The sequence below is a fragment of the Riemerella anatipestifer ATCC 11845 = DSM 15868 genome, from assembly GCF_000252855.1.
Lineage (GTDB): Bacteria > Bacteroidota > Bacteroidia > Flavobacteriales > Weeksellaceae > Riemerella > Riemerella anatipestifera.
In genome coordinates this window covers 2034290-2060631 of sequence record NC_017045.1, presented here as the reverse complement: position 1 = coordinate 2060631, position 26342 = coordinate 2034290, and the positions used below count along the sequence as shown (strand labels likewise).

The window sequence follows — 26342 nt, the reverse complement described above, 5'->3', positions numbered from 1 at the left end:
TAGCAATACTTAATTAATTTTAGATATTATTATTTATACTATCTGTTAACTTGAAATTACTTTTAAATCAATTCCCCCCTCTTTTTTTAAATGGTTTGAAGTAACTCCTAACAAATTTAAAATTGGCGGAGTTACTGTTTCTTTTGAAAATCCTGGTTGAACAATTATAACTTGAAACTTCAATTCTTTATTCCATTTAGCTTCAAACAGTAATTTTTCTAATAATTCAATATTACCTTTTCTAATTCTTGTTTGCCCTTGTTTTTGCTTTTTATATTCTCTTTTCATTAAATGATTAAAGAATTCTAAACTTTCTTTATACTTCCAAACTAATGATTTTTGTGCTTGACCACACACTTCATAGAAATTTTTAATTTCGCTTGAAACAACACCCCTTAATGCAAATTTCAAATGAAATAAATCAATAAGTATTTCTTTCTCTGTATTTTTTATAGCAACTATATCTGCAATTTCTCCGCTATTATCGTCATTATATATTAAATCATAATCCTCATGGATTAATTTCTCAATACAAAAATACTGAATTGAAGAATTATTAATATTACCAAACCCCTCTGATTCTTTATTAATATCTACACCTGTCCAATTCCAAACTTCTATTTCTTCTTTAGGATATTCTAAAATTTCTTCATTAAATTTCACATATTCATTACCTTGTAAATTAGAACCATCATGAAACCAGAATTTCGGTGGAAACTCATTAAAAAATTCGATTACCGAATAAATCTTTGAACCCATTTTTACATTTGCTTCTATAGTTGAAGTTTTTAATATATTAAAACTGAATAATCTATTACCATTTACAATCACTTCACTCAAATTCAATTGAAAAGTAATTATATCAGAATCTGTATCTAAAGAAAAACTCAATGGATTATCGTTATCAGGATTAAAAGTGTTAAGTTCTATACTTGATAAATCATAATCAATTCCTTTTATATTGAAAACAACTTTATCCTCAATAGTTTTATATATCTCATGATGCCAATCTACAGAAATAGGATAAGCATTTGGTCTGATTGAAACTCTTTCGGGTTTTATAGTATTTTTAAGTAAAATTTCATTAGGGTCAATTTCATCATTTGTCAATTTTATAGCAATTTCATCACACCAATCTAAAAATTGATTTATTGTTCCTCTTGAATAAGACCAAATTCGTCCCTTTCTTGAACAACCAATGGATGTTATATCTCCATTTTCAAAACCAACTCCAAAAACATTGTTATTGATACCCGATTTTTCTTCCGCCAATGTAAGTCCTTCTTGTACGCCTTTCCCATAATATGATTGAAAAGTAATATCTTTTCCAAGTCCTTTTCTCAACCCTAAATTGAATAGTTTTACTCTATCAATATTATAAAAAGTTTTGAAAACATCCTCATCTTTAATCAAGATTGAACTATTCCCAATAATTGCATTTGCTAATTCTTTATAATGACTTCCCTTATCCGAAGAATGTATAAATAATAAATTTTTTGATTGTTCCCAATAAACTATGTATATATTCCATTCAATATTATAAACATCTTTAAAACTTCCCCAATCAACTGGTTTCTTATTTCCTAAGAATACGATTAATGTCTTCCTATCTCTATTTAAGTCATGAAATTTATAATCATAATTTTCATAGCCTTTTATTCCTGCTTTAAAGTTCATAGGATGCCAATCGTCAGTTTGATTTTTATAAACAACAGAACTAAAAGCAGGACGAATTTCTTGAAATGGTATAATTGATTCATCCAAATGATTAAATCCTGATAAAAAATCTTGTAAGTCTATCTGCTCCTGAGTTGCTTGTAAACTTAATGTTGGTAAAATTGAGTTCCAATTTGATTCTTTTGCATAAAGCAAGCTTAATTCATCACTTAAGCTTGGTTGATAAAGATTGGCAACAAAGCTTGCTTTTCCTAAATTATTATCCTTATTTGTACGCGTAAACCTCCCTGCAAATTGTAATGTGATTGGCAAACTTTTTCTTGCATCGTGAAATGCTGCGATTTTTAACTCTGGCAAATCAAATCCCTCACCCAACATATCAACACACACAATGATTTTATGCTGTTTGTTTATTATGTTTTGCTTAATATTAGACTGACCTTTTAGATTTGAATATATTTTAATAGGATTCAAGTCAGTATGTTTTGAGTAAATTTCAAAAACTTCATCTGCACGAAGTTTATTTTCACATCGAGCCATTAAAATGTGCTCATACCCATTCGTAATATCTTCTCTTAACTTATTTACAGCTACTTCAGCTATTTTCAAATCAGCAGTTTTTTGGTCATATTCTCTTATTGGAATAAAATCAATTTCTTTAAAGTAACCTTGCTCTTGTGCTTCTTTGAGTGTGAAATTATATATAATTTTCCCATCAAGTAATTGCCCGTCATTTCTATAAGGTGTTGCAGTAAATAATACTACCTTATTCTTATCAAAAAAATTAATAAATCTATTCCAACTTTTTGCTTTTGAGTGATGAGCTTCATCCACAAAAAGATGCGAACACTTCTCTGAAATTAAATTAGCTTGTTTGATAGGCATTGAAGTCATTAAATCCATAGTAGAAACAATTACATTACACTTGTCAAGAAAATGGTTTAATTCATCATCATCTCTGAAACCAGTATTGACAATTCCTACTTTTGGATATTTAGCATTAGAAGAAACGATGGAGTTTCCTTCACTATCCCCTTTTTTAAGCCAACCTAAATCATAAAACTTTCCTGCTAATTGACTCCTTAATGCATCAGAAGGAACTGTAACCAAAAGTTTATTACATTTACCTGCAACCAAAACGGATAACATTGTTTCCGTTTTTCCAGTTCCTGTTGGTAAAACAACAGTTGCAATTTCATTAGCATTTGTTAAATGACCTAAAATTGAATGTATTGCACCTATTTGTGGTTTTCTTAACCCAATTAATTCATTTCCTAAGTCTTCTTCTTTAAAATTAAACGCATTCCCCCAAGAATTTACAATATCTGTAGGTCGATGTTCGATATTGTTTGGATGTTTTAACCATTTTATGAATGTAATATTTCCGCTTTCAATATCTTTTTTAAGAAAACTCTTTGATAACAAAACAAAATTTTGATTCTCTGGCACATCATTTTTGGAGGTCGTGATATAAAATTCGGTTCCATCCAAATCCTTCAGAATCACCTTACCTCGTTGAAAAGAAACAATTTCAAAATCTTTTTCAACTTCTTCACAGACCAAATGGATTATAATATTCTTTCTTAAAGAATTTCCAACTTTTTCTTCTCTAATTAAACGAGGTAATTTTAATTTCATGATTTTTAGTTTATTTTCACAAGTAGTTGGCAATCAAAAATTGCTCCTTTTTAAACCTAACATTATTTCCGTTAACAAAATGTCAGTCTAGTTTATTTTTTTTCAATAAATAGGACGCCAATTTGACACATTTATATGTATTTTCATAGCATTCGCATTATCGTTTTACTAAATTCCCCTACTTAAAATCATTTTCTAAGGAACAACAATAAAACTTATCCTAATTCTCTATTTTCCCTCGCTAACCTCTACCATTCCCCCTGCATGAGGGATAGAACCAGCATCCTTTTTCCTCGTCGTTCCTCCTCAGAAAAAGATATAGGCGAAAGCCCGCCCCGCGGACGATGCGGTGGGCGAAGGAAGGGGCACGCCAAAAATATCATTTTAATTTCCTAAATTCTCAACCATAAAAACAAACCGCTGACGCATTGCATCAACGGTTATTGGTTTTTAATCTTGTGGCAACAGGTGCACCACCACGCTAATTTGTTGCTCTGGATGTGCGGTGGCATCAATCTGCTGAATGCGGACATCCAAAGCGTTTTCGTAACCCATTTTGACGAGCTTGTAGAAAATTCGGTTTTCGGTGCGTGGAATAAAGCCTAACTTATTGCCTTTGTAGTAGAGGGCTACGGCACGAGCGTCGTATTTGTTATCTACCTCGTATTCAAGTTCTAGCGTTGCACCTACTTTGAGCTTAGAAAAACATAAAGCCCCATCGTAATAGTTGAAACCTGCAATGTGAAAGTTAGCTAGATGCTCTCTCTGTTGTTTTCTTTTTGTCTCCATTTTTGAGTGTTTTTAAATTTCTTATGACAAAGGTATATACATTCTGTGCAGTGGAAGTGCATAGGAAAATATTATTTGGGATTCAGTAAAGTCAAAAGCACAAAAATAACGGCAACTATTACCGTTATGATTTGATATAATAAATCTGACATCTCTACCCATACAGAAAATATGGTCCATAATACCATATAAAATATAAATCTCACTAAAAGCCTTATCGTCTTAATCATAAATATCTTTCATTTAGTCGTTATATATTCCCTTGTTTTCTGTACCTTTCTCTAGCTTTTGCTTTCCAAGGTGCATCAATTTGCCAATCGCCAGCCATAATACACCCATACGGCATAATCTCGTCCACCACTTCTCCTAAACCGAATTCTTTCATTTGGTTTTTAACCGTTTGAGCGTTTTTGTAGGCACTCGGTAGTTCGGAAATATCAATATGTCCTGAAAAAAACCGAACATCCAGACCTTTTGTTTCCTCTTTGAAAATCTCAGCAATAGTTCTATGAGAATTATTCTTTTTATGCATTCCTCTACCGATATTTCTCCCAGCTCCGTGAGGTGCAAAACCTAAATTGGTTGCTGTCGTTTCTCCTTTGACAATCAATATAGGTTCGCTCATATTTAACGGAATAAGCCTTAGCCCACCTTTACTATCAGGGACAAATGCATCATCAAGAGGCGTGGCTCCTTTAGCGTGGTAAAACAACTCTCCTTTTTTAAACACGAAATTATGCTCGTTCCAAAAGCGGTCAATTGGTTCCGTCTTCAATAGTTCTACTGTTGCATTGTGAATGGTGGTATGGTTTAGTTTCGTCCATTCTCTTACAATTTGTAAGGCTTCCCAATAGGCTTTTCCTTCTTCGGTATCATAAGGAATCCATGCGTTTTTAGGCATTGTTTTAGGAGAAAGTTCTCGTCTAAAAACTTCTGCTCTTCTCATCCCTTGGCTATATAAATATTCTCCCAGTCCTCTACTACCGTGATGTGTAACCATCATTGTTTCGCCTGTTTTCTTTGAAACCCCTACAAACAAAAAGTGATTACCATCGCCTTGCGTACCCAAATGAGAAGTCGCTAAGCTAAAACTTTTCTCATCATTTAGAAAAGGATTGTTTTTCATTTTTAACTTTAATTCTTGAGGTAAATCAGAAAATTCTTCTCGTCCTCCACCTCCAAAATGAGTGATGGAATGGGCTTTATCTAATACCATTTTAGGCTCAATGTATCCAAAGTTAGTCATCATTACAGAGCAACAAATATCGGCACTATGCATAGACGGATGTATAGCGTTTTTCGCTACTACTACACCACCCACAGGAATTTGACCCTCGCCTGTTGGACAAGCATCGGGCATCACAGCTCCAACAACTAAAGTGGGGGTTTTCATAAGCTCTTTCATAATAGAAATTACCACCTCTACATTACTCACTTCTTCTTCAGTTTCTGCCTTGATGTTGAGATGAAAGTCAATAGGTATATTGTACGGCTCTATATATTTAGGACTGACTTCTTCCAAATAGCTCTTCAGTTCTTCTTGGCTTAACTGATGTTGATTAGCATACTCTAAGGCTTCTTTGAACCACCTTCCTGATTCATAACCTAAATTCAATATGTCTCTGCCTGTTATCATTTTCAAATTTATTTTATATTTCCTACAGCAAATCTATAATTTTTCTATGCACCCTATCTGCATAGATATTTTATTTCTAAAAAAAATAGCATAAATCTTACACACAAGGTATTGCACTAATCACCTTTAAAAGAGTATATTTGCATTGTAAAATGGGTATGAAAAAAACTTTAATCTTAATAGGTATATCTGTTTCTTTAATTTGTACCATAGGCTGTTCCGCATGGGGCGATAGTCTTAGCTACCTTAATAAAAATATCAAAATAAAAAAGGTAAAAAAGGTGGTGTACTTTAATCCAGTAATCACTCCAGAAATACCAGAAATATACATTCCTACATATAACGCATTCTACAGTGCCGCAAGCGATTTTTTGAAAGATAGAAATAGTGGGAAAATTCTACGAGTGGATTGTGTCATGTCTTATGAAAATATTGACACCGAATATATTAAAGAAATTTGTCTAAATAATAATGCCGAAGTGGCACTCATACCAAGAGTAAAGTATTTTAAAGTAGGTTTTGGACGTTATGTTTTTTCTAACCAAGTTCTTGTAAGTGCTAAACTTTATGATGCTGACGGAAATTTTATTATAGAAACCTCCTATGACACCTATAAAGGTAATGCTAGACTTCTTGGAAATGCAGAAAATTCTGTAAAAATAGGCACCATAGGTATGCTAAGAAAAATGAATAAAGAAATTAGACGCTACAAACTCAATTCTGAATCGTTGTAAAATCTTCAATCCAACTTCAACTATCATCTAAAAGAGTCTGCTTAAAATGTAAACAGACTCCCAAATTTCCCTCTAAATCAAATTTAATATATTAAAAAAGAGTATTCTTCTAAAAGAACGATTACACACTAACATACTGAAAATTATAATATAGTTGCAACCTCACTACAAAGCCATTCCAAAAGCTTTACATCTTCCTTCGTAAAAGGATTTATTGTGTGAGAATCTATATCTATTTGACCTATATTCTCTCCATTTTTTATGATAGGAACTACCAATTCTGCTTTCGTATCTATGGAACACGACAAATAGTTATCTTCAGCCATAACATCTGGTACTTCAAACGTTTTATTAGATACAGCTACTTGCCCACAAATACCTCTACCGAAAGGAATAACCGTATGATCTGTAGGCGCTCCTACATAAGGTCCTAATATAAGTTCTTCTTTATTTCCATTTTTAAAATAAAACCCTGTCCAGTTAAAGTAACTTTTTTCTTGGTCTAAAACTTCACAAATTGCTTTGAGTTTTTCATCTTTAGAAAGATGATTATCAGAGATGATTTCTGATAATTTTATTTTTAATTTCTCCATACCTAATTTATTTTAAAATTCTTTTAGGGCGATTGCTTCTTTGTAGCCAAACATACCTCTCTCTTTAATCATATCTGCCACACCTTCTGGAAGTTGACACTCCCAACATGTTTCACAATTTGCTATTTTAACCAAAATTTCACGAGAATAGATTTCGGAATATTCAGGATTATAAGTCTTAATATCAACAATTCTATTATTATGCTTAAAGTATTTGTATAGTTCTTTAAGGTTTTCATTCACTTTTAAATTATCAGAATCTAACACCTCGTGAGATTCTGGATCTTTATAAGGATACAAATAAACCTTCATATCTTTTCTAAAGAATTTACCAAATGCCTCTAATATTCCACCTGGCAAGTTTTTGTAATAATCTTCATCAAAGACCATTAGCAAATTATTAACTCCCATCGCTACACCCAAATAGCGAATATTATAGCTGTAAAAATACTCTACCAAACGATAATACTCAGAAAAGTTAGACACCATTACAGTGTAGCCTAACTTTGCTAACACATCTACCCTATCCAAAAAGTCTCTCTCGTCTATTTTACCCGTTGCTCTAAGATTAGCCGTTGTAATTTCAAAGATAATTACGGTGCCCTCGGGCTTTCCTTTAGTATCTTTTAGAAAAAGATCTAGACCATTTTCAAACATATCTATATTCACCAATGTTACAGGTCTAAAGCTACCTCTCACCGCAAAAACATCTTTTTTGTAAAGAATATCTGCTGGAAGCATATTTTTACCTTCGGAGTTAAATATAACCGCTTCCGTCATACCTTTTTTGACAAGCTGTAAACTCATCAATCGGTTATCAACATACTCAAATGCAGGTCCTTGGAAATCAATCATATCAATTTCTATCTTATCAATAGAAATATCATCGTAAAGACTGTTAATTAAATGTCTTGGATTATCAGCATAATTAAAAGCCCCAAAAATGAGATTAACACCTAGATTTCCTAAAGTTTCCTGCTGAAGTGTTGCATCATTTTCTTTAAATCTGATATGCAGAATAATTTCGCTATACTCCGCATCTGCCTCGTGCTGAAACATCAACCCTACCCAGCCATGACCTTTAAAGGTTTTATGGTAATTTATTGTGGTTACGGTATTAGCATACGAAAAAAACTTTCTATCTGGAGTTTCGGTATTATCTAGTCGCTCTTCTATAAGGCTCACCTCATGTCTGAGCATTTTTTTTAATCTATTCTGAGTAACAAATCTATTCTTAACCTCTTGTCCATAGATAGCATTACTATATTCCTTATCATAGGCGGACATCGCTTTGGCAATAGTACCAGAAGCTCCTCCTGCTCTAAAGAAATGACGCACCGTCTCCTGCCCCGCTCCAATCTCCGCAAATGTACCATATATTGAAGGGTCTAGATTAACTGCTAATGCTTTTTGTTTAGGGGTTAAAACCGCTTTGATTCCCGACATATTCGCAATATTTATATTTTTTGTAAATTTACCAAAATGATTTTAAACTCAAAAATGAAGCTGAAATTTTTAGGCACAGGCACTTCTCAAGGCATACCTGTTATAGGTTCTAACCACCCTGTTTGCCTCTCTCAAAACCCTAAAGATAAAAGACTTAGGTCTTCCGCTATAATTACAACTAATAACAATAAAAAAATTTTAATAGATTGCGGACCCGATTTTAGACAACAAATGCTTTCCTTCGGAGAGTCTCACATAGATGCCCTCCTAGTAACACACGAGCATAATGACCATATTATTGGGTTGGACGACCTTCGTCCCATTATTTTCAATACTAATAAAAATATACCTATTTACTGTTTAGAAAGAGTTTCAAACGAAATCATACAAAGGTTTCCTTACGCCTTCGCTACGGAAAAATATCCTGGAGCACCTAGTTTTGACTTATATAAAATTACAAACCAACCATTTGAACTACTAGGAACTTTAATAGAACCCATAGAAGTACTCCACGGAAAACTCCCCATACTTGGTTATAAAATAGGAAATCTAGCCTATATTACCGATGCAAGTTCCATTAGTAAAGACCAACTTGAGAAATTAAAAAATTTAGATATTTTAATCATTAACTGCTTAAGAGCAGAAGAACCGCATGCTTCCCATTTTATACTTCCACAAGTTTTAGAACTTGTAGAAACCTTAAAGCCTAAAACTACTTATCTTACTCACATTAGCCATAGATTAGGGTTTCACAATGAGATAGAAAGCCTATTACCTCCGCACATAAAACCTGCTCATGATGGATTGGAGGTTTTTTGGTAAAATGCTAAAAATATTTTTGTATAATCTAAAAAAAGTCTATATTTGCAGTCTCTAATTCAACACATGCCCAGATGGCGGAATTGGTAGACGCGTTGGTCTCAAACACCAATGCCGAAAGGCGTGCCGGTTCGATCCCGGCTCTGGGTACAGTAAAATGCTATTGATAAACTCAATAGCATTTTTTATTTCCAAATAACAAAAAAGAGCTACTTTAAAAAGTAGCTCTTTTGCTATTATTATTGAACATTTTAAAGATTATTCAATATAAATTGTGTCATCTTTTCATAAAGTTGAGAGCGAGTATTCCCTCCATATATACTATGATTTTTATCTGGGTAAGTCATAAACTCAAACTGCTTTTTATTCTGAATAAGTGCCTCGGAAAATACTGCTGCATTTTGAAAATGTACATTATCATCTGCTGTACCGTGTATCATCAAGAACTTACCTTTTAATAAATGAGCATATTCCGTAGGAGAATTTTCATCATAACCTTTTGCATTTTCTTGTGGAGTTCTCAAAAATCTTTCTGTGTAAACCGTATCATAAAAACGCCAATTGGTTACTGGTGCTACTGCAATTCCCATTTTAAAGACGTCAGCCCCTTTAGTCATCGCTAAACTAGCCATGTAACCTCCAAAGCTCCAGCCAAAAATCCCAATTCTGCTAGCATCTATATAAGACTGTTTCCCAAACCATTTCGCAGCAGTTATTTGGTCTTCTATTTCATATTTACCTAAATTAAGATAGGTTGACTTCTTATAATTTGCACCTTTATAACCTGTACCTCTACCGTCTACACAGGCTACAACATAGCCTTTCTGAACTAAATGATTAAACCATAAACCATTACTAGAATCCCAAGAATTACTTACTTGCTGAGACCCTGGTCCTGAATACTGAAACATAAACAAAGGATATTTTTTGTTAGGGTCAAAGTTTTTAGGCTTCATAATCCACGCATTCATTTGGTCTCCTGCATCATTGGGTATAGTAAAAAATTCCTTCTCTACCCAATTATCAGTTTTTAACTTAGTTAAAAGCTCATCATTGTTTTGTATTTCTTTCAAACTTTTTCCATTTCTATCTCTCAACACATATTTGTGTGGGGTTTTAGCAGAAGAGGTTGTATTGATAAAATAATTAAAATTAGGACTAAAAGAAGCCGTATTGTTACCTTCTATATCTGAAACAATTTGAGATTTACCCGTATTGATATTGATTTTAGACACTACCTTATTGATACTTCCATTCTGAGTAGTTTGCACAAAAACCTCTTGATTTTTAGCATCAAAACCGTAATAGTCTGTAATTTCCCAATTTCCTTTTGTAACCTGTTTTTTTAGTTTACCTTTAGCATCATACCAATACAAATGACGATAACCATCTCTCTCCGAAGCCCATAACATACCTCCATCAGAAAGAAACTCTAAAGTCAAATTATCAGTTTCTATCCACGCCTTATCAGTTTCCGTAAATAGTTTTTCTACTTTCCCGTTAGATGTTTTTAGCTTTAGTATATCTAACTTATTCTGATGCCTGTTAGCCGTAGCCACCAAAACCTCATCAGACACCTTAGATACAAATAATTGTGGAATGTAATAATTCTCAAAAACACCTAAATCTACCTTAGCTATCTTCTTTGTAGCTAATTGATAATAATGTAAACTAACTTCCGAGTTTTTTTCGCCCGCTTTAGGATATTTGAATTTAAAATCTTGTGGATATAGATTGTTTCCGTAGATAGGCATATTCATTTCAGGAACAGCTGTTTCATCAGACCTTACAAAAACAATGGCATCACCGCCACTATTCCATACATATTGTTTAGCATGACCAAATTCCTCTTCATAAACCCAATCTGCCAGTCCGTTCAAAATTTCATTTTTCTTACCGTCCGTTGTAATTTGAACTACTTGCCCCGACGCTAAGTCTTGGTAATACAAATTATTTTCTGAAATAAAAGCCACTTTGCTACCGTCAGGCGAAAAGGTAGGCTCCTGAACAGGTTTCCCTTCAAATAAAGAAATGATTTTTCCGCTTGACAAATCCTTAACATCAAAAACACCTAAAAAAGAATGTCTGTAAATAGGCTCACTAACTTTCTGCAACAAAATCTTTTGACCATCGTTAGAAAGCTGATAATCTTCGTATCTTCCCTCTACTATATAACCTTCTTTTTGTAAAGTTTTATAAGAGTATTTTGCAATTCCTGTTGGTTCTATTACGGCGTAATAATCATCTGTTTTTAATGGAGAAATCCCCGCTATACCTTTACCTCTATAATAGCCCGAGTAGATTTTGTCCAATGTAATTTCCTGCCCTTTATAGGCATTAACAGACAAAAATAAACCTAATGCTAGTATCACTATTTTTTTCATATCATAATAATTATTACAAATCGTCCCAAAGATAAAAAAACTAACTATTCTATTTAATATTTCATCAAAAATAAAAAATCACTCTCAGAATTCTGGAGTGATTTAGATATTTAATACTGAAAACTTCTTATTGCTTCTAAAGTTTTATCTATCTCATTATCTTTTATTTCAGAAGAAATAAACCAAGTTTCGTACCCACTAGGTGGAAGATAAACACCTCTCTCCAACAAGTGATGAAAAAAGGTATTAAATAACGAATGATTGGCCTGTTGTGCCTCATCAAAATTAGCTACTCTATTAGTATGGAAAAACACAGACATCATAGAGCCTTTTCTATTGATACGGTATTCAATCCCTTTTTCGTTAAGGATTTTAGCAATTTCAAAATCTAATTTTTCTGTGGTCTTATCAAGATTTTGATAGAAATTCTCGTCATTTTTAATGAGTTGCAATGTCGTCAGTCCCGCTCTCATCGCAATAGGATTACCACTAAGCGTTCCTGCTTGATAAACGGCACCTTTAGGAGCCAGACATTCCATAATTTCACGACGCCCAGCAAAGGCACCCACAGGCATACCTCCACCGATAACTTTACCATAAGTTACCAAGTCCGCCTTCACTCCATAGACCTCTTGAGCTCCACCAAATCCTAGACGAAAGCCCGTCATCACTTCATCAAAAATTAAAAGAGTTCCGTTACGGTCGCAGATTTGCCTTAGATTTTGTAAAAAGTTATTTTCAGGAAGTACACAACCCATATTACCAGCCACTGGCTCTATGATAACCGCCGCAATTTGCCCTTCGTTATGGCGAAATAAATCTTGAATTTGCTCCCAATCATTATATCTAGCCAATAAAGTATCTTTAGCTGTACCTTGCGTAACTCCTGGAGAATTTGGATTTCCAAAAGTTGCCGCACCACTCCCTGCTTTTATCAGAAATGAGTCTGAATGCCCATGATAACAACCTTCAAACTTAATAATTTTATCTCTCCCTGTGTAGCCTCTAGCCAAACGAATAGCACTCATACAAGCCTCTGTACCAGATGATACCATTCTTATTTGGTCTATATTAGGTACATTTTCTGTGATAAATTTAGCAATTTCGGTTTCTAACTCAGTAGGTGTCCCAAAGGAGAAGCCTTTTTCAGCTTGTAACTTTACAGCCTCTAATACTTCAGGGTGAGTATGCCCTAATATGGCTGGTCCCCACGAATTGATATAATCTATATAAGTTTTATCGTCTGCGTCTGTAAGGTAAGCCCCTTTAGCAGACTTCATAAATACAGGTGTTCCGCCCACCGATTTAAACGCTCTTACAGGAGAGTTTACACCACCAGGAATATAGTTTTTAGCCTCTTGAAATAAGGCACTACTTCTTTGATATAACATCTTAATTTTATTTTTCCTAATTATTAAATACTATCTGCGTGGAGCTTTCTTTTGCAAATAAATAATTTGCCCTTGCTTAGGCTGTTCTCCATACTCCATTCTATTTTTGGAGTAAAGTTTTCTTAATTTAATACCAAATTTTTGAGAAATTTTATGCATTGTATCTCCCTTTTCAGCCTTGTATGTTTCTATACTTCCTGTAGAAGATTTTGGTTCTAAAAACAAAACATCATTTGCCTTTAGTTTATTCCCACTTAAATCATTCCACTTTAACAACCTCCCCTCTCTCATTTCAAACTTTTTAGCAATGTAAGCCACATCAGTATCTGCTGGAATCACTACATACTTCAATCCTCCATTAGGATGAGATTTCACTGTTATGCCTTCCAACAATGCTAATTTTTCTTTTCTTAGCTGATCTGCTGTTTTCTGTTGCTCTGCATAAGAAGTTTGCTGATAAGGAACATGCACCGTTACACTTTCCTTCTTTTTAACCTCTTTTTGTGGGTTTATTTTCGCCATAAACTCTTTGTCATCATTCAACTCTGGATAAAGTTTCAATAATGTAAAAGGGACTTCCTTAGACGAAATATTATCAAACTCGTATAATTTATACTTTTCTATTTTGCTTATCAAAATATAAGCATATCTAGGATTGGTAGCATACCCAGCTTTTTTAAGCCCATGAGCCCAAGCTTTATAATCCTTTGGGTCAAGTTTAAATAGATTAGTATAGTATTTACGATAAGCTAAAAACTTAGAATGGTCTTCGTAAGACTCCTTTGGGTCGTTATACACACGAAAACACTCGTTAGGAGCATCATCGGTATGCCTCATGGTTTTGCCCGTCCAGCCTTCCTTACATTTAATTCCAAAGTGATTATTACCTTCTTGTGCTAAGCGAGATTGCCCACCTCCTGTTTCTAATATCCCTTGTGCTAAAGTAATACTTGCTGGGATTTTATATTTTTCCATTTCTTCCACGGCATATCCTGCGAAACGCTGGATATATTGGTCATCTGTTGCCCATGTCTGAGCCTTAAATTGTGAAACGACTAAAACCGCCGAAGCTATCAAAAACTTTTTCATAATATCTTATAAATTATGTTTTTATTAAAAATAAAGCAGCAAACCAATCCAGTCTGCCACTCAACAAAGATACAATAATCTTTTTATTTCTAAACGGAAGCCTCTCTCACCTATATTCCATCTCCCTCAACAATAGCGGGTCTGCCTTGGTTTTTCAAGAATTCATTAGCTCCTTTTATCCCTTGCAATCCCCCTGTATGAAAGGTCAAAATTTTACTTCCTGCAGTAAAAAAGCCCTCATCTATCAACTGCCATAAACGCTGCATCATCTTGCCTGTATAGATGGGTTCTAACAAAATATTATAATTATGATAAAATTTATTGATAAAAGCCACCACTTCGTCCGTTATTTTACCATAACCTCCTTGACCTGTCTCCATCAATTGAAAATTATTTCTTCCGCTCCATTCTAAAATTTTACCGTCTAAAGAATCATCTTTCACAGCTTTAAAACCCAAGACTTTCTGATATTTTTCAGCAAATTTAGAAAGTCCTGCTATCGTTCCACCAGTACCTACTGCCGTGCATAAATAATCAAATTCTATTGTCTTTTCATTCAACATAAATTGAACACCCTCCACCGCTAAAGCATTACTACCTCCCTCGGGAATGATAAGCGCATTCGGAAAAAGCTCCTGATAAATTTCTGTAAGGTGATTTTTATCTCTATATGATTCTCTAGTTACAAAATCGAAAGTCATTCCGTCTTCGTTAGCTTTTACTAATGTAGGATTTTCTTCCCACTTATAGACCAGCTCTTCTCCTCTTATAATCCCTAAAGTTGGGACTTCTAACTCTCTCCCCAAAGCTGCCGTTGCAGCAATATGGTTAGAAAAAGCACCACCAAAAGTAATAATCAGTGGATTTTCGACCTGTTTTTTCCTGTAATTCTCTATGTTATAAAGTAGTTTCCAGTATTTATTACCTGATATTTCTTTATGCACCAAATCCTCTCTCTTGATATAGAGTTCAATTTGTTTATTAGGATGAGGAATTTTTATTATCGGAATTTCAACTTTACTCATTATTTGTATTTTAAAAATGCCCAAAAACTCCTCTCTTTAAGATAATGTAAATTAGATTCATTAGCATAAGCCTCTCTTTCAAAACAAATATTGATGTAGGCTAAATGAGGATTTTTGTATTGATATAATCTATAATAGAACTCTAACACATACCATAAATAGAAGAAAACAAGTCCCAGCTCCAACTGTTGTCTTAAGTGTATTTTTTCGTGATTAACCAACTTTTTATTAGTTTTATCTGCCCTTTTGCGTAAAAAAATGAATGGAAAAATAGCAATTCCAGTAATTTTTGTATTTTTAAGCAGTTTTTGGCACACTATTATCATTAGGATAAAATTAGTAGAGCAAAGATATAAATTCTAACTTATGCCATCACACAACGGTAATGAAAATGAAGATTTCTATTATAACGAACAAGGTTATAAGGTGTTTACAGAAAAATACCATCTTAAAAGAGGTTACTGTTGCAAAAGTGGCTGTAAGCATTGCCCATATGGGTATGACAAGAAAACTGACACATTTATAAAGAGTAAGAAACCTTTAAAACAATAGCAAAATGAAAAAATATGTTTTTTTAATCCTAGCAGCCGCTACTACACTAAGTATCACTTCTTGTAGTCCTTTTAACATCAGAACTGACTATGCGGAAACCGCTCAGTTTAATCAGTATAAAACTTATATGTTCCGAACTGATGATTTAAAAATCAATGATTTGGACAAGGACAGAGTGCTTAATGAAATTGCAAAGCAATTCAACGCTAAAGGTCTTAGTACTAACCAAACCCCAGATTTAATAGTCAATGTAAAGGCTTCTCATAAAAAGGTAGAAGATATACAAAGTACCAACCCTTATGGTATGTGGGGTTGGGGAGGTCCTTGGGGCTGGGGTTGGGGTATGAACCGCACTTGGGTTTCTAACTACAACACAGGTACTTTAGTAATAGACATTATAGACGCCAAGACTAACAAATTGGTTTGGCAGGGCATCGGGAGTGGCATCAATGTAGATGCTCCTAAGTCTAAGCAAAAACAAATACCTCAAATTGTAGAAGGAATTTTAAAGAACTATCCTCCTCAAAAAAAATAACAATTCACAAGGCTATCTTTTTAAGGTAGCCTCTTTTTTTATCATCTACTTTAAATATCTAGTCTATTAAATAGCACTAAAAACAATATAAAATTCTTACTTTTGTGAGTATAAATTTTTTAACATTGAGAACACATTTCATTGCTATAGGCGGAAGTGCTATGCACAACCTAGCCATCGCTCTTAAAGATAAAGGTTATGTAGTAACAGGTTCAGACGACGCCATTTTTGAACCTTCAAAATCAAGATTAGAAAAAAAAGGATTGCTCCCTGAAAATCTTGGTTGGTTTCCAGAAAAAATAACATCAGATATAGATGCTATAATACTAGGTATGCACGCCCATGCCGATAATCCCGAACTAGCCAAAGCCAAAGAACTAGGTCTTAAAATATTCTCTTACCCTGAATTTTTATACGAACAAAGCAAAGATAAAACCCGTGTTGTAATTGGTGGCTCACATGGTAAAACTACCATTACATCGATGATTCTTCATGTCCTCAATTTTCATCAAAAAGAGGTAGACTATATGGTGGGAGCACAACTAGAAGGTTTTGATTGTATGGTAAAAACCACAGAAGCTAACGACTTTATGATTCTAGAAGGAGATGAATATTTATCCTCACCAATAGATTTAAGGTCAAAGTTTCTTTTGTACCAACCTAACATCGCTCTTATTTCTGGGATTGCGTGGGATCACATCAATGTATTTAAAACTTTTGATGATTACATAGAGCAATTTAGAAAATTTGTAGCAAGTATTACTCCTGGTGGCGTATTGGTGTACAATGAAGAAGACGAAGAGGTAGTAAAAGTAGTAGAAGCTACCGAAAATTACTTCAGAAAAATCCCTTATAAAACTCCAAAATATAAAATTACAGACCAAAAAGTTTATCTAGATACCGAAATGGGAGAAGTTCCGTTGTCTGTTTTTGGTGCTCATAATTTACTGAATATGGAAGGTGCTAGGCATATTTGCCAACAATTAGGCATTATGGAGGAAGATTTTTATGAAGCTATTATGAGTTTTAAAGGCGCATCTAAAAGATTAGAAAAAGTAGAAAGAAATGACAATGGTATTCTTTACAAAGATTTTGCCCACGCTCCTAGCAAGGTAAAAGCGACTACAAAAGCGTTTTCGGAGCAGTTTTCTAATACCACTAAATACGGTTTCTTAGAACTTCATACCTATTCCTCTCTAAATCCAGAATTTTTAGAACAATATGCTCATAGCTTAGATTTACTAGACCAAGCGGTAGTTTTCTACTCGGAGGAAGCTTTAAAAATAAAAAGAATGGACATTATTTCTCCAGAACTTATCAAGGAGAAATTTAAAAATCCTAACCTAAAGGTGTTTACCAATGCGGAAGAATTACACCAATATTGGCAAAGTTTGGATAAAACCCAAGGAGCTTTTCTTATGATGAGTAGTGGTAATTTTGGCGGATTAGATTTAACTCAGTAATATTTTGTGCGTTTTATGCAGTTAGAACACCACGAAATCATCAACTCAAAACACAACAAAGAGATAAGCCTTATCTTGGAACACCTACAATCTCCAGAAAATATAGGGCTTATCCTTAGAACAGCCGAAGCTATGGGAGTACAAAAAGTTGTGATACTTTCTGATAATTTCCGCCAACTTTCCCCTAGAATAAAACGAACCACAAGAAGTGCCGAAAATAATCTCAATATCATTTTTGTAAATAGTTGGGAAGAGGCCATCAATCATTTTGAAAAAAACACTCACTTTTACGCATTAGAAAAAACCAATAAAAGTGTAGATTATACGACTTTTGAATATCATTTCCCTTGTGTCATCGTATGCGGTAACGAAAAAGATGGGGTTTCTAACAAAGCTCTTGAAAAATGCACCAATCATCTACACATCAATATGTACGGAAAAAACACTTCACTAAATGTAGCTATTGCTACTGGCATTTTACTTTCAAAAATAGTTTCCTAAAAAATAGAATATGACTTGGACTGAAGTATTAGCACCTATAAAAAATTCCTCTTACTTTAAAAATTTATGGCAAAAAGTAAAACAGGAGTATCACCAGTATAAATGCTTTCCTCCCAAAGAACAAATATTTAGAGCTATTGAGCTTACTCCTTTTGAAGAAGTGAAAGTCGTAATTTTAGGGCAAGACCCTTATCATAATGATTTTCAAGCTAACGGATTATGTTTTTCTGTATCAGACCAAGTACCTGCACCACCATCACTAAGAAATATTTTCAAAGAGTTGCAAGACGATTTAGGTATAATTAAAACCAGCAACAAGCTAGACTCTTGGGCAAAGCAAGGCGTACTTCTACTAAATGCTACTCTTACCGTAAAAGCTCACGAAGCAAACTCTCATAAAGATTTAGGTTGGGAAACATTTACAGATTTCATCATTAAAGAAATATCAGATAAAAAAGAAAATATTGTTTTTGTGCTTTGGGGTTCTTTTGCACAAAAAAAAGCTCAGTTTATAGACGCACATAAGCATTACATTATAAAAACGGCTCACCCTTCTCCCCTATCAGCTCACAGAGGCTTTCTAGGTAGCAAACCTTTCTCCAAGATAAACAATTATCTTCTATCAAAAAATAAGGAGGAAATTAAATGGTAACTTGACTGAATAAAAAAATGGCAAGCTACCTAAATCACACCGCTACAACCGATTACCTTTGCTGCGTTCCCACCCTGGAGGATTTTCAGGAGCTGGTTGTTTAGGACTTGCCGTTGCAAATATACAACTTTTTCAGAAAATACAAAACATCAGAAAATTTATAGCTTAAGAAGAGCTACATTTTCCATGCGTTTATCATTTCTCTCTTTCCTTTAGGACCTTCTAATTTCTCCACTTTAAAATTAAGCGATTTTAACACCCTCTGAAAACTCCCTTTAGAAGAGTACGTAGTTAACAAACCTCCTACTTTCATTTTCTCTGCCACCATTTCCATAAGAGGTAGCTCCCACAAATCTGGCTGAACTCTAGCTCCGAAACAATCGAAGTATACCAAATCTATCTTTGGTAACTCAATGTTTTTTAATTCGTAAAAATCTGTATTAATTTTTGTGATATTAAAATTAGGCAATATCTCACAAGGTTGCTCCCATTCACATTCGTGTAAAGTTGTATTGATAACATCTATATTAGGAAGATTAAATAAATTATGAAAAGATAGTTCCTTGACTTCTTCTAAACTCACCGGATACTTCTCTAGGGTAAAATAATTTATTTTCTTTATATCATTAGAAGCCCTTATTTTTTCCATACTTACTAAAGCATTAAGTCCCGTCCCAAAACCAAGCTCTAATATATTTATTTCCAAATCATTAACTCTATCTAACCCATTTTTAATAAATACATGCCTTGCTTCTTGAAGAGCTCCATGATGAGAATGATATCCCTCATTTAAGTCATTTATAAACAAGGTTTTAGAACCATCTGCTGTTAATTTAACCTCTCTTTTCATTCTATTTTTTTTCAAAAATAAACCAAAATTTGGATATTCCAAAAATTATATTATCTTTGTGAACAACGAGTAAATTTTTCAAAAATGATAATTCAAAAATCAGAAAATCCTAGAATTGATAGTTTCAATCCAGAAAATTTTTCTTTCGGGAATACCTTTATAGACCATATGGTAATATGTGAATATGAAAATGGAAAGTGGGGAGAACCTAAACTTATGCCTTATGGCCCCTTACCATTTACTCCTGCTATGATGGGGGTTAACTATGGACAGGCTTGTTTTGAAGGTATGAAGGCTTATAAGGATAAAGATGGAGAGGTTTACTTATTCCGTCCAGAGAAAAACTTTGCAAGAATTAACAAATCTGCAAAAAGACTAGCAATACCTGAACTTCCTGAAGAAGTTTTCATGAATGGATTAAAAGCTCTAATGGATATCGACAGAGATTGGATTCCTTACGGCGAAAACTCTTCTTTATATATTCGTCCTTTATTATTTGCTACAGAAGAAGCTCTTAAAGCAAGAATCGCCGACAAATATATGTTTGCTATAGTGGCAGCACCAGCAAAATCTTACTATACAGAACCTGTTTCTGTAAAAATCGCAGACTATTACTCTCGTGCTGCTAGTGGTGGAGTCGGTTCAGCTAAAGCAGCTGGAAACTATGCTGCTTCTTTCTATCCAACTAAATTAGCTAATGAGGAAGGTTATGAGCAGATTATTTGGACAGATGACGCTTCTCACGAGTATTTTGAAGAAAGTGGCACTATGAATGTATTTGTAAGAATAGGAGACACTATTTACACACCTCCTACATCTGATAAAATATTAGACGGTGTAACTAGAGATAGTTTTATACAACTAGCTAAACATAATAATATAGAGGTAAAAGTAGAACCCGTTAGCGTAAAGAAAGTAATTGAAGCACACAAAGAAGGTACCTTAAAAGAAGTTTGGGGGGTTGGGACAGCAGTAGTTTTAAGTGTATTCCAAGCGTTAGGGTACAAAGATGACAAAATGGTTCTACCTCAACTAAGCGAGGAAGAAAGTTTTGCAATAAAACTTAAAAACCAGTTAGTAAGCATTCAAACTAATACAAGCGAAGACCCATTTGGATGGAGATATAAAGTAGAGAAAGGATTTGTAGATACTTTATAATAACATCTAAATATAAGTTATAAGAAAGAGAAGACTAACAGAATAGTCTTCTCTTTTTTTACGATAACTAAAAAAGTACACAAATTCTCAAGTTCATCTCTTTAAATTGAAATAAAAAACCCTGACACTTTAGAAAGCATCAGGGTAAAAACTAATAACCATGAAAACTCAAATTAAACATGAGAATCGTTATTATTATATCAAAAGCTGTGCCAAAAAAAGTTTTAAAACTAGAAATAAGTTCGTATTTTTGTACGGTTAAAATTAAAATAAAATGTCAGGAAACATTACTTTTACAATGATTAAACCAGATGCAGTAGCAGATGGACACATAGGAGCTATACTAGGGAAAATAGCTGAAGCAGGATTTAAAATTAAAGCAATGAAACTTACTCAACTTACAGTAGCTGATGCTAAGAAGTTTTATGAAGTTCATGCTGAAAGACCTTTCTACGGAGAGTTAGTAGAGTTTATGTCTTCAGGACCTATTGTAGCAGCTGTTTTAGAAAAAGAAAATGCAGTTGAAGATTTCAGAAAACTAATTGGTGCTACAAACCCTGCTGAAGCAGCTGAAGGAACTATAAGAAAGATGTTCGCTAGAAGTGTAGGAGAAAATGCAGTACACGGTTCTGACTCTGACGAAAACGCACAGATAGAATCAGCATTCCACTTCTCTGGAAGAGAAATTTTCTAAGAAGAATAAAAACAATATCATAAAAAAGGCTATCTCATCTCTGAAATAGCCTTTTTTGTATCATTAAATCAATAACAAACTAACTTTCTTATTCGCAAAGGATAATTCCTTTATCTTTACTAAATTCTATAACGCCACTCTTTATCGGAAGCGAATAAATAGAGTCTTTACCATCTTCTTTAGAAAAATACTTCGCATAATCTGCTGATACTTTATCAAGGTAAAGTTTTACTTTCCCCCCAACTAAAGACGATACAATAGCTGCGTGATTTTTCATAATATGAAACTCTCCATTCTTCCCTGGAAGTAGCACAGACTCTACCTCTCCCTCAAAAGCTACATATTCTGGTGTTAATATTTTTATATTCATCTTAAATGACAGTTTAAAATTTTAAATGTTGAGTTTTAGAATAACCTCTAAAACTCAACACTTAAAATCTGAATTATTTATTTTCTGCTAACATTTTCTCTCCAGCCTCTATAGCTTCCTCTATAGTACCTTTAAGGTTAAATGCTGCTTCTGGTAAATGGTCTAGTTCACCATCAATAATCATATTAAATCCTTTGATAGTATCTTTAATATCTACCAATGCTCCAGGAATACCTGTAAATTGTTCCGCTACGTGGAATGGCTGAGATAAGAATCTCTGTACCTTTCTTGCACGATAAACTACCAATTTATCCTCTTCAGAAAGTTCCTCCATACCAAGGATAGCAATGATATCTTGTAATGCTTTATATCTTTGTAAAATTTCTTTTACTCTCTGAGCACAATTATAATGTTCCTCTCCAATAATTTCTGGAGCTAATATTCTAGAAGTTGAATCTAGTGGATCTACCGCTGGATAAATACCTAAAGAAGCAATTTTTCTAGAAAGTACCGTAGTCGCATCTAAGTGAGCAAAGGTAGTTGCTGGAGCTGGGTCGGTTAAGTCGTCCGCAGGAACATATACCGCCTGTACTGAAGTAATGGAACCATTTTTAGTAGAAGTAATTCTCTCCTGCATCGCACCCATCTCAGATGCTAATGTTGGCTGATAACCTACCGCAGAAGGCATACGACCTAGAAGTGCAGACACCTCTGAACCTGCCTGTGTAAAACGGAAAATGTTATCCACGAAGAAAAGTACATCTCTACCTTGTCCTGTCTCTCCACCATCACGGTAGTACTCTGCTAAAGTAAGACCAGAAAGTGCTACTCTTGCTCTCGCACCTGGTGGCTCATTCATCTGCCCAAAAACGAAAGCAGCTTTAGACTCCTTCATTAACTCGGTATCTACTTTAGAAAGATCCCAACCTCCTTCTTCCATAGAGTGCATAAAGTCGTCTCCGTATTTAATAATACCAGACTCTAACATCTCTCTAAGAAGGTCGTTACCCTCACGGGTTCTTTCACCTACTCCTGCAAATACAGATAGACCACCGTGCCCTTTTGCAATGTTATTGATAAGCTCTTGAATAAGTACTGTTTTACCTACTCCCGCACCTCCAAATAAACCGATTTTACCTCCTTTTGCATAAGGCTCAATAAGGTCAATTACTTTAATACCTGTATAAAGTACTTCTGCTGAAGTAGAAAGTTGGTCAAACTTAGGTGCTTCTCTGTGGATTGGCAAACCGCCTTCTTTAGATAAATCCTGTAATCCATCGATAGCATCACCCACTACATTAAATAGTCTTCCGTTAACTTCATCACCTATAGGCATTGTAATTTGGCGACCTTGTCCTACTACTTCCTGCCCTCTTTGAAGACCATCTGTAGCGTCCATAGCGATACATCTTACTGTATCCTCACCAATATGTTGCTCTACTTCAAGCACAAGCTTTTCACCATTTTTTTTAGTAATTTCCAGTGCATCATAGATCTTTGGAAGCTCTTCTACTTCGCTAAAAACGACATCTATTACTGGACCAATAATCTGAGAAATTTTTCCTTTAATTTGGTTTGCCATTGCTAATTTTTTTCTTGTGTGCAAATATAATGATTATTAACAAATTTCCAATTGCTTAAAAAAAAGATTTTTATCATATTTGCAAAACAAGTATTTGGAAAGATTTTATTGTTCTAAAATAATTCCAACAAACCCATTTTATGAAAGTTATAAGTTCCATATCTGAATATAAAAATACCTCTCCCACTGCTCTTTCAATAGGAATGTTTGATGGTGTTCATCTTGGACATCAAAGCATTATCAAAAATTTAAAGAAAATATCAGACGAGAAAAAACTCAGTTCTGGACTACTGACTTTTTGGCCCCATCCTAGAACTATATTTAATCCTAATGAAAATTTAAAACTTCTAAATACTTTAGCCGAAAAGACCTCTTTAATAGAAAATTTAGGTGTGGATTTCCTTTTTTTACAAAACTTTGACGAAGATTTTAGAAACCTCTCCGCAGATGATTTTGTAAAGAAAATATTAGTAGATAAACTTAACGTAAAACATCTTATTATAGGTTATGACCACCGTTTTGGAAAGGATAAAAAAGGAGATTTTAATCTGCTCCAAAAAATGGCAACCGAGTTTGATTTTGAAGTTCAGCAATTAGATGCCATACAGCTAGAAAATCAAAACATCAGTTCTACTAAAATTAGGAATGCAATTACCAGTGGTGATTTTAAAAGTGCTAATGATATGCTGGGCTACCATTACCCACTAAGTGGCAAGGTGATACACGGTAAAAAAATAGGGAGAACCATTGGCTATCCTACCGCTAATATCAGTATTGATAATATTAAATTATTACCTAAAAAAGGGGCTTATATTGTAGAAGTTTGGATAGACAATCTATTCTATAAGGGAATGCTAAGCGTAGGTACTAATCCCACAGTATCAGGCACAGAATTATCTATTGAAGTGTATATTCTAGACTTTAATAAAGATATTTACGACCAAGACATCACCATCAAATTTAGAGATTTCCTACATGAAGAAATTAAGTTTGACGGACTAGAAGCTCTTATCAAAAAACTTGACGAAGATAAAGCCCTAACCGAAAGTTTTGAGTTCTAAAAGCTATAAGCTCAATACTTCTTCTTTTTGTTTTTTGGTGAGTTTGCTAAAAACTAAATCGTAAGAGTGGTCTAACAACTCCAATAATAATGATTTTGGTAAGCCTTCTACCACCACCGTGTTCCAATGTTTTTTGTTCATATGGTAGGCTCCGTATATTTGAGGATATTTTTCTCTCAACACTTCGCTCCATTCAGGATTGGTCTTTACATTAAATGCTAATGGAATTCTATCTAAAGAAAGTAACATAAATACTTTTCCTGAAACCTTAAACACCAAAGTTTCGTCATGAAAAGGAAAACTTTCGGTAACGCCTTTCTTCTCTAAACAATAGGCTCTTATAGTTTCTATATCCATAGCTTTTATCTAGCCAATAGACAAAACAACAACGCCAGCATTGCAGGTACTGCTTGTAATAGAATGATTTTTTTACTAGCTGTAAGCCCTCCGTAAATCCCCGCTACAATAACACAACCAAGAAAGAAAGCCCTTACATTAAAGCTCCACTCTGGGTTTTCTATCAAAAAAGACCACACCAAACCTGCAACTAAAAACCCGTTATACAACCCTTGATTGGCGGCTAAACCTTTAGTGGGTGTAAATAATTCTTCCGGTAGACTTTTGCCAAAAACTCTTTTACCTGCTGTTTCCCATGCAAACATTTCCATCCACAAAATGTAAAGATGCTCTACCGCTACTAAAACCGTTAAAATTTCTCCTATTATTTTCATATTTAATATTTTATTTCTGAGTTCAAATTTAATAAAATAAAGAGGTTATCTTATAATTTTAAAAGACAACCTCTTTATTATTAACTAAAATATAGATTTTATTTCTTGTTAGCCAAATGATAATAAGCCAACATCTTATAATATAGCTTTGCCGCTAAAAATGCCGTAGGTTTCGCCATTGGAGAGTCCATGAGTTCTACAATATCAAAAGCCACTACATTGCATTTTTCAAACACCTTTTTTAGGAGCTCTAAAGTAGGATACCAAGCTAAACCTCCCGGTTCTGGTGTTCCTGTAGATGGAGCAATAGAAGGGTCAAACGCATCTAAATCTATCGTAATATAAACATTTCCTGACACTTTTTCTAATACCTCATCTATCCAATTAGGATTTTGAGCTATTTCGTGAGCCCAAAAACACTGTCCTTTTGGTACATATTGCATCTCTTCTGCGTCCATAGAACGGATACCTACTTGCACTAGATTATGCTTCTGACTAGCTTCAAACACTGCACAAGCGTGATTAGATGTAGACCCGTGAAACTCTGGGCGAAGGTCTGTATGAGCGTCTAGTTGTAATACAGTAAGATTTTCATACTTCTCTCCTACCGCACGGATAGAGCCAATAGATACCGAATGCTCCCCACCAAAAAGAGTAAATAATTTATCTTCGTGTTTTAGGAGTTCTTTTGTTTTTTGGTACACCGCTTCCGTCATAGCTTCTGGAGAGCTGTCTTCCGTTACCTCACCTGCTAAATACACGCCTTCTAAATAAGGTTCTGTACCTGTCTCAATATCGTAAAGCTCCATATTTTCGGAAGCATCTAAAAATAGTTCTGGACCTTTATCAGCTCCTTTACCCCAAGTAGATGTCCCGTCATAAGGAACGGTAACTAACATTACTTTTGAGTTTTCTAAACTTGCATTTTCCTCTGGAATACCTGCGTATGTTTTCATTTAATATAATTTTGTG

At 34.1% G+C, this 26342-nt stretch carries 26 protein-coding genes, 1 tRNA gene and 1 other RNA gene; 11 read left to right on the top strand and 17 right to left on the bottom strand.

The annotated features are described in order from the left end of the window. Positions 1 to 45: 45 nt before the first annotated feature. The 3 genes from RA0C_RS09735 to RA0C_RS09725 all read right to left on the bottom strand — a co-directional run bounded on the left by RA0C_RS09735 (position 46) and on the right by RA0C_RS09725 (position 5740). On the bottom strand, positions 46 to 3315 hold the full coding sequence (locus RA0C_RS09735; RefSeq protein ID WP_004919405.1) for a DEAD/DEAH box helicase: 3270 nt from the start codon (positions 3313 to 3315) through the stop codon (positions 46 to 48). A 450-nt stretch (positions 3316 to 3765) separates the two neighbouring features. Next, positions 3766 to 4104 carry an HIRAN domain-containing protein gene (locus RA0C_RS09730; protein ID WP_004919406.1) on the bottom strand — a complete coding sequence of 113 codons (339 nt, stop codon included), beginning with the start codon at positions 4102 to 4104 and terminating at the stop codon, positions 3766 to 3768. A 250-nt stretch (positions 4105 to 4354) separates the two neighbouring features. After that, the gene (locus tag RA0C_RS09725; RefSeq protein ID WP_004919409.1) at positions 4355 to 5740 is read right to left on the bottom strand and encodes an RtcB family protein; all 1386 of its coding nucleotides are present in this window, start codon (positions 5738 to 5740) and stop codon (positions 4355 to 4357) included. 152 nt (positions 5741 to 5892) lie between these two features. On the opposite strand from RA0C_RS09725, the gene RA0C_RS09720 reads away from it, so the two are divergent. Beyond that, positions 5893 to 6474 carry a hypothetical protein gene (locus tag RA0C_RS09720; RefSeq protein WP_004919410.1) on the top strand — a complete coding sequence of 194 codons (582 nt, stop codon included), beginning with the start codon at positions 5893 to 5895 and terminating at the stop codon, positions 6472 to 6474. Between the two features lie 143 nt (positions 6475 to 6617). Here RA0C_RS09720 and RA0C_RS09715 read toward each other — a convergent pair whose 3' ends face one another. Then, entirely contained in the window at positions 6618 to 7067 is a 450-nt protein-coding gene (locus RA0C_RS09715; RefSeq protein WP_004919413.1) for a GAF domain-containing protein, read from the bottom strand. Between the two features lie 12 nt (positions 7068 to 7079). Further along, complete coding sequence (locus RA0C_RS09710; RefSeq protein ID WP_004919414.1) at positions 7080 to 8513, bottom strand: hypothetical protein; 1434 nt, start codon at positions 8511 to 8513, stop codon at positions 7080 to 7082. Positions 8514 to 8549: 36 nt separating this feature from the next. On the opposite strand from RA0C_RS09710, the gene RA0C_RS09705 reads away from it, so the two are divergent. Both RA0C_RS09705 and RA0C_RS09700 read left to right on the top strand, forming a co-directional pair. Further along, positions 8550 to 9335, top strand: a complete 786-nt coding sequence (locus tag RA0C_RS09705; protein ID WP_013447175.1) for an MBL fold metallo-hydrolase — start codon at positions 8550 to 8552, stop codon at positions 9333 to 9335. Between the two features lie 65 nt (positions 9336 to 9400). Beyond that, a tRNA-Leu gene (locus RA0C_RS09700) sits at positions 9401 to 9482 on the top strand. 101 nt (positions 9483 to 9583) lie between these two features. Here RA0C_RS09700 and RA0C_RS09695 read toward each other — a convergent pair. From RA0C_RS09695 to RA0C_RS09675, 5 genes are all read right to left on the bottom strand, one after another. After that, positions 9584 to 11716: a S9 family peptidase gene (locus RA0C_RS09695; protein ID WP_004919416.1), complete on the bottom strand. Its 2133-nt coding sequence runs from the start codon at positions 11714 to 11716 to the stop codon at positions 9584 to 9586. Positions 11717 to 11826: 110 nt separating this feature from the next. Then, on the bottom strand, positions 11827 to 13107 hold the full coding sequence (gene hemL, locus RA0C_RS09690) for a glutamate-1-semialdehyde 2,1-aminomutase (RefSeq protein ID WP_004919419.1): 1281 nt from the start codon (positions 13105 to 13107) through the stop codon (positions 11827 to 11829). A gap of 30 nt (positions 13108 to 13137) precedes the next feature. Then, on the bottom strand, positions 13138 to 14196 hold the full coding sequence (locus RA0C_RS09685; protein ID WP_013447174.1) for a glucosaminidase domain-containing protein: 1059 nt from the start codon (positions 14194 to 14196) through the stop codon (positions 13138 to 13140). 110 nt (positions 14197 to 14306) lie between these two features. Continuing rightward, a complete protein-coding gene (locus RA0C_RS09680; RefSeq protein ID WP_004919421.1) occupies positions 14307 to 15221 on the bottom strand; it encodes a 1-aminocyclopropane-1-carboxylate deaminase/D-cysteine desulfhydrase in 915 nt (304 codons plus the stop codon). After that, positions 15221 to 15547: a hypothetical protein gene (locus RA0C_RS09675; RefSeq protein ID WP_004919423.1), complete on the bottom strand. Its 327-nt coding sequence runs from the start codon at positions 15545 to 15547 to the stop codon at positions 15221 to 15223. Before RA0C_RS09675 ends, RA0C_RS09680 begins: the two co-directional genes overlap by 1 nt. A 40-nt stretch (positions 15548 to 15587) precedes the next feature. Between RA0C_RS09675 and RA0C_RS09670 the strand changes: the two genes are divergently transcribed. The 5 genes from RA0C_RS09670 to RA0C_RS09650 all read left to right on the top strand — a co-directional run bounded on the left by RA0C_RS09670 (position 15588) and on the right by RA0C_RS09650 (position 18924). Next, positions 15588 to 15773, top strand: coding sequence for a DUF5522 domain-containing protein (locus RA0C_RS09670; RefSeq protein WP_013447172.1), 186 nt, complete (start codon positions 15588 to 15590; stop codon positions 15771 to 15773). A 4-nt stretch (positions 15774 to 15777) separates the two neighbouring features. Next, entirely contained in the window at positions 15778 to 16308 is a 531-nt protein-coding gene (locus RA0C_RS09665) for a DUF4136 domain-containing protein (RefSeq protein ID WP_004919426.1), read from the top strand. A 125-nt stretch (positions 16309 to 16433) separates the two neighbouring features. After that, the gene (locus RA0C_RS09660; protein WP_017686205.1) at positions 16434 to 17771 is read left to right on the top strand and encodes a UDP-N-acetylmuramate--L-alanine ligase; all 1338 of its coding nucleotides are present in this window, start codon (positions 16434 to 16436) and stop codon (positions 17769 to 17771) included. Positions 17772 to 17786: 15 nt separating this feature from the next. Beyond that, on the top strand, positions 17787 to 18272 hold the full coding sequence (locus tag RA0C_RS09655) for a TrmH family RNA methyltransferase (RefSeq protein WP_004919429.1): 486 nt from the start codon (positions 17787 to 17789) through the stop codon (positions 18270 to 18272). A gap of 10 nt (positions 18273 to 18282) precedes the next feature. Continuing rightward, positions 18283 to 18924 (top strand): uracil-DNA glycosylase, encoded by a 642-nt coding sequence (locus tag RA0C_RS09650; RefSeq protein WP_004919430.1) that lies wholly within the window; start codon positions 18283 to 18285, stop codon positions 18922 to 18924. A 15-nt stretch (positions 18925 to 18939) separates the two neighbouring features. On the opposite strand, the gene ffs is transcribed toward RA0C_RS09650, so the two are convergent. Beyond that, positions 18940 to 19037, bottom strand: an RNA gene (gene ffs, locus RA0C_RS10355) — signal recognition particle sRNA small type. Between the two features lie 62 nt (positions 19038 to 19099). After that, positions 19100 to 19774 carry a tRNA (5-methylaminomethyl-2-thiouridine)(34)-methyltransferase MnmD gene (mnmD, locus tag RA0C_RS09645; RefSeq protein WP_004919433.1) on the bottom strand — a complete coding sequence of 225 codons (675 nt, stop codon included), beginning with the start codon at positions 19772 to 19774 and terminating at the stop codon, positions 19100 to 19102. An 84-nt stretch (positions 19775 to 19858) separates the two neighbouring features. Here mnmD and RA0C_RS09640 point away from each other — a divergent pair, with 84 nt between their 5' ends. Beyond that, positions 19859 to 20932, top strand: a complete 1074-nt coding sequence (locus RA0C_RS09640; RefSeq protein ID WP_004919434.1) for a branched-chain amino acid aminotransferase — start codon at positions 19859 to 19861, stop codon at positions 20930 to 20932. Positions 20933 to 21206: 274 nt separating this feature from the next. Continuing rightward, positions 21207 to 21626, top strand: a complete 420-nt coding sequence (locus tag RA0C_RS09635) for a nucleoside-diphosphate kinase (RefSeq protein WP_013447171.1) — start codon at positions 21207 to 21209, stop codon at positions 21624 to 21626. A gap of 88 nt (positions 21627 to 21714) precedes the next feature. Here the strand turns inward: RA0C_RS09635 and RA0C_RS09630 are convergent, their stop codons facing one another. Together RA0C_RS09630 and atpD are read right to left on the bottom strand one after the other, a co-directional pair. Beyond that, positions 21715 to 21996, bottom strand: a complete 282-nt coding sequence (locus RA0C_RS09630; RefSeq protein WP_004919446.1) for a FoF1 ATP synthase subunit delta/epsilon — start codon at positions 21994 to 21996, stop codon at positions 21715 to 21717. Between the two features lie 73 nt (positions 21997 to 22069). Continuing rightward, positions 22070 to 23578: a F0F1 ATP synthase subunit beta gene (gene atpD / locus RA0C_RS09625; protein WP_004919449.1), complete on the bottom strand. Its 1509-nt coding sequence runs from the start codon at positions 23576 to 23578 to the stop codon at positions 22070 to 22072. 140 nt (positions 23579 to 23718) lie between these two features. Here atpD and RA0C_RS09620 point away from each other — a divergent pair, with 140 nt between their 5' ends. Then, the gene (locus RA0C_RS09620; protein ID WP_004919451.1) at positions 23719 to 24639 is read left to right on the top strand and encodes a bifunctional riboflavin kinase/FAD synthetase; all 921 of its coding nucleotides are present in this window, start codon (positions 23719 to 23721) and stop codon (positions 24637 to 24639) included. Positions 24640 to 24642: 3 nt separating this feature from the next. On the opposite strand, the gene RA0C_RS09615 is transcribed toward RA0C_RS09620, so the two are convergent. The 3 genes from RA0C_RS09615 to speB form a co-directional block, all read right to left on the bottom strand. Continuing rightward, complete coding sequence (locus RA0C_RS09615; RefSeq protein WP_004919452.1) at positions 24643 to 24996, bottom strand: MmcQ/YjbR family DNA-binding protein; 354 nt, start codon at positions 24994 to 24996, stop codon at positions 24643 to 24645. A gap of 5 nt (positions 24997 to 25001) precedes the next feature. Next, the gene (locus RA0C_RS09610; RefSeq protein ID WP_004919454.1) at positions 25002 to 25370 is read right to left on the bottom strand and encodes a DUF1304 domain-containing protein; all 369 of its coding nucleotides are present in this window, start codon (positions 25368 to 25370) and stop codon (positions 25002 to 25004) included. A gap of 98 nt (positions 25371 to 25468) precedes the next feature. Next, entirely contained in the window at positions 25469 to 26326 is an 858-nt protein-coding gene (speB, locus tag RA0C_RS09605) for an agmatinase (protein WP_013447170.1), read from the bottom strand. Positions 26327 to 26342: the final 16 nt, after the last annotated feature.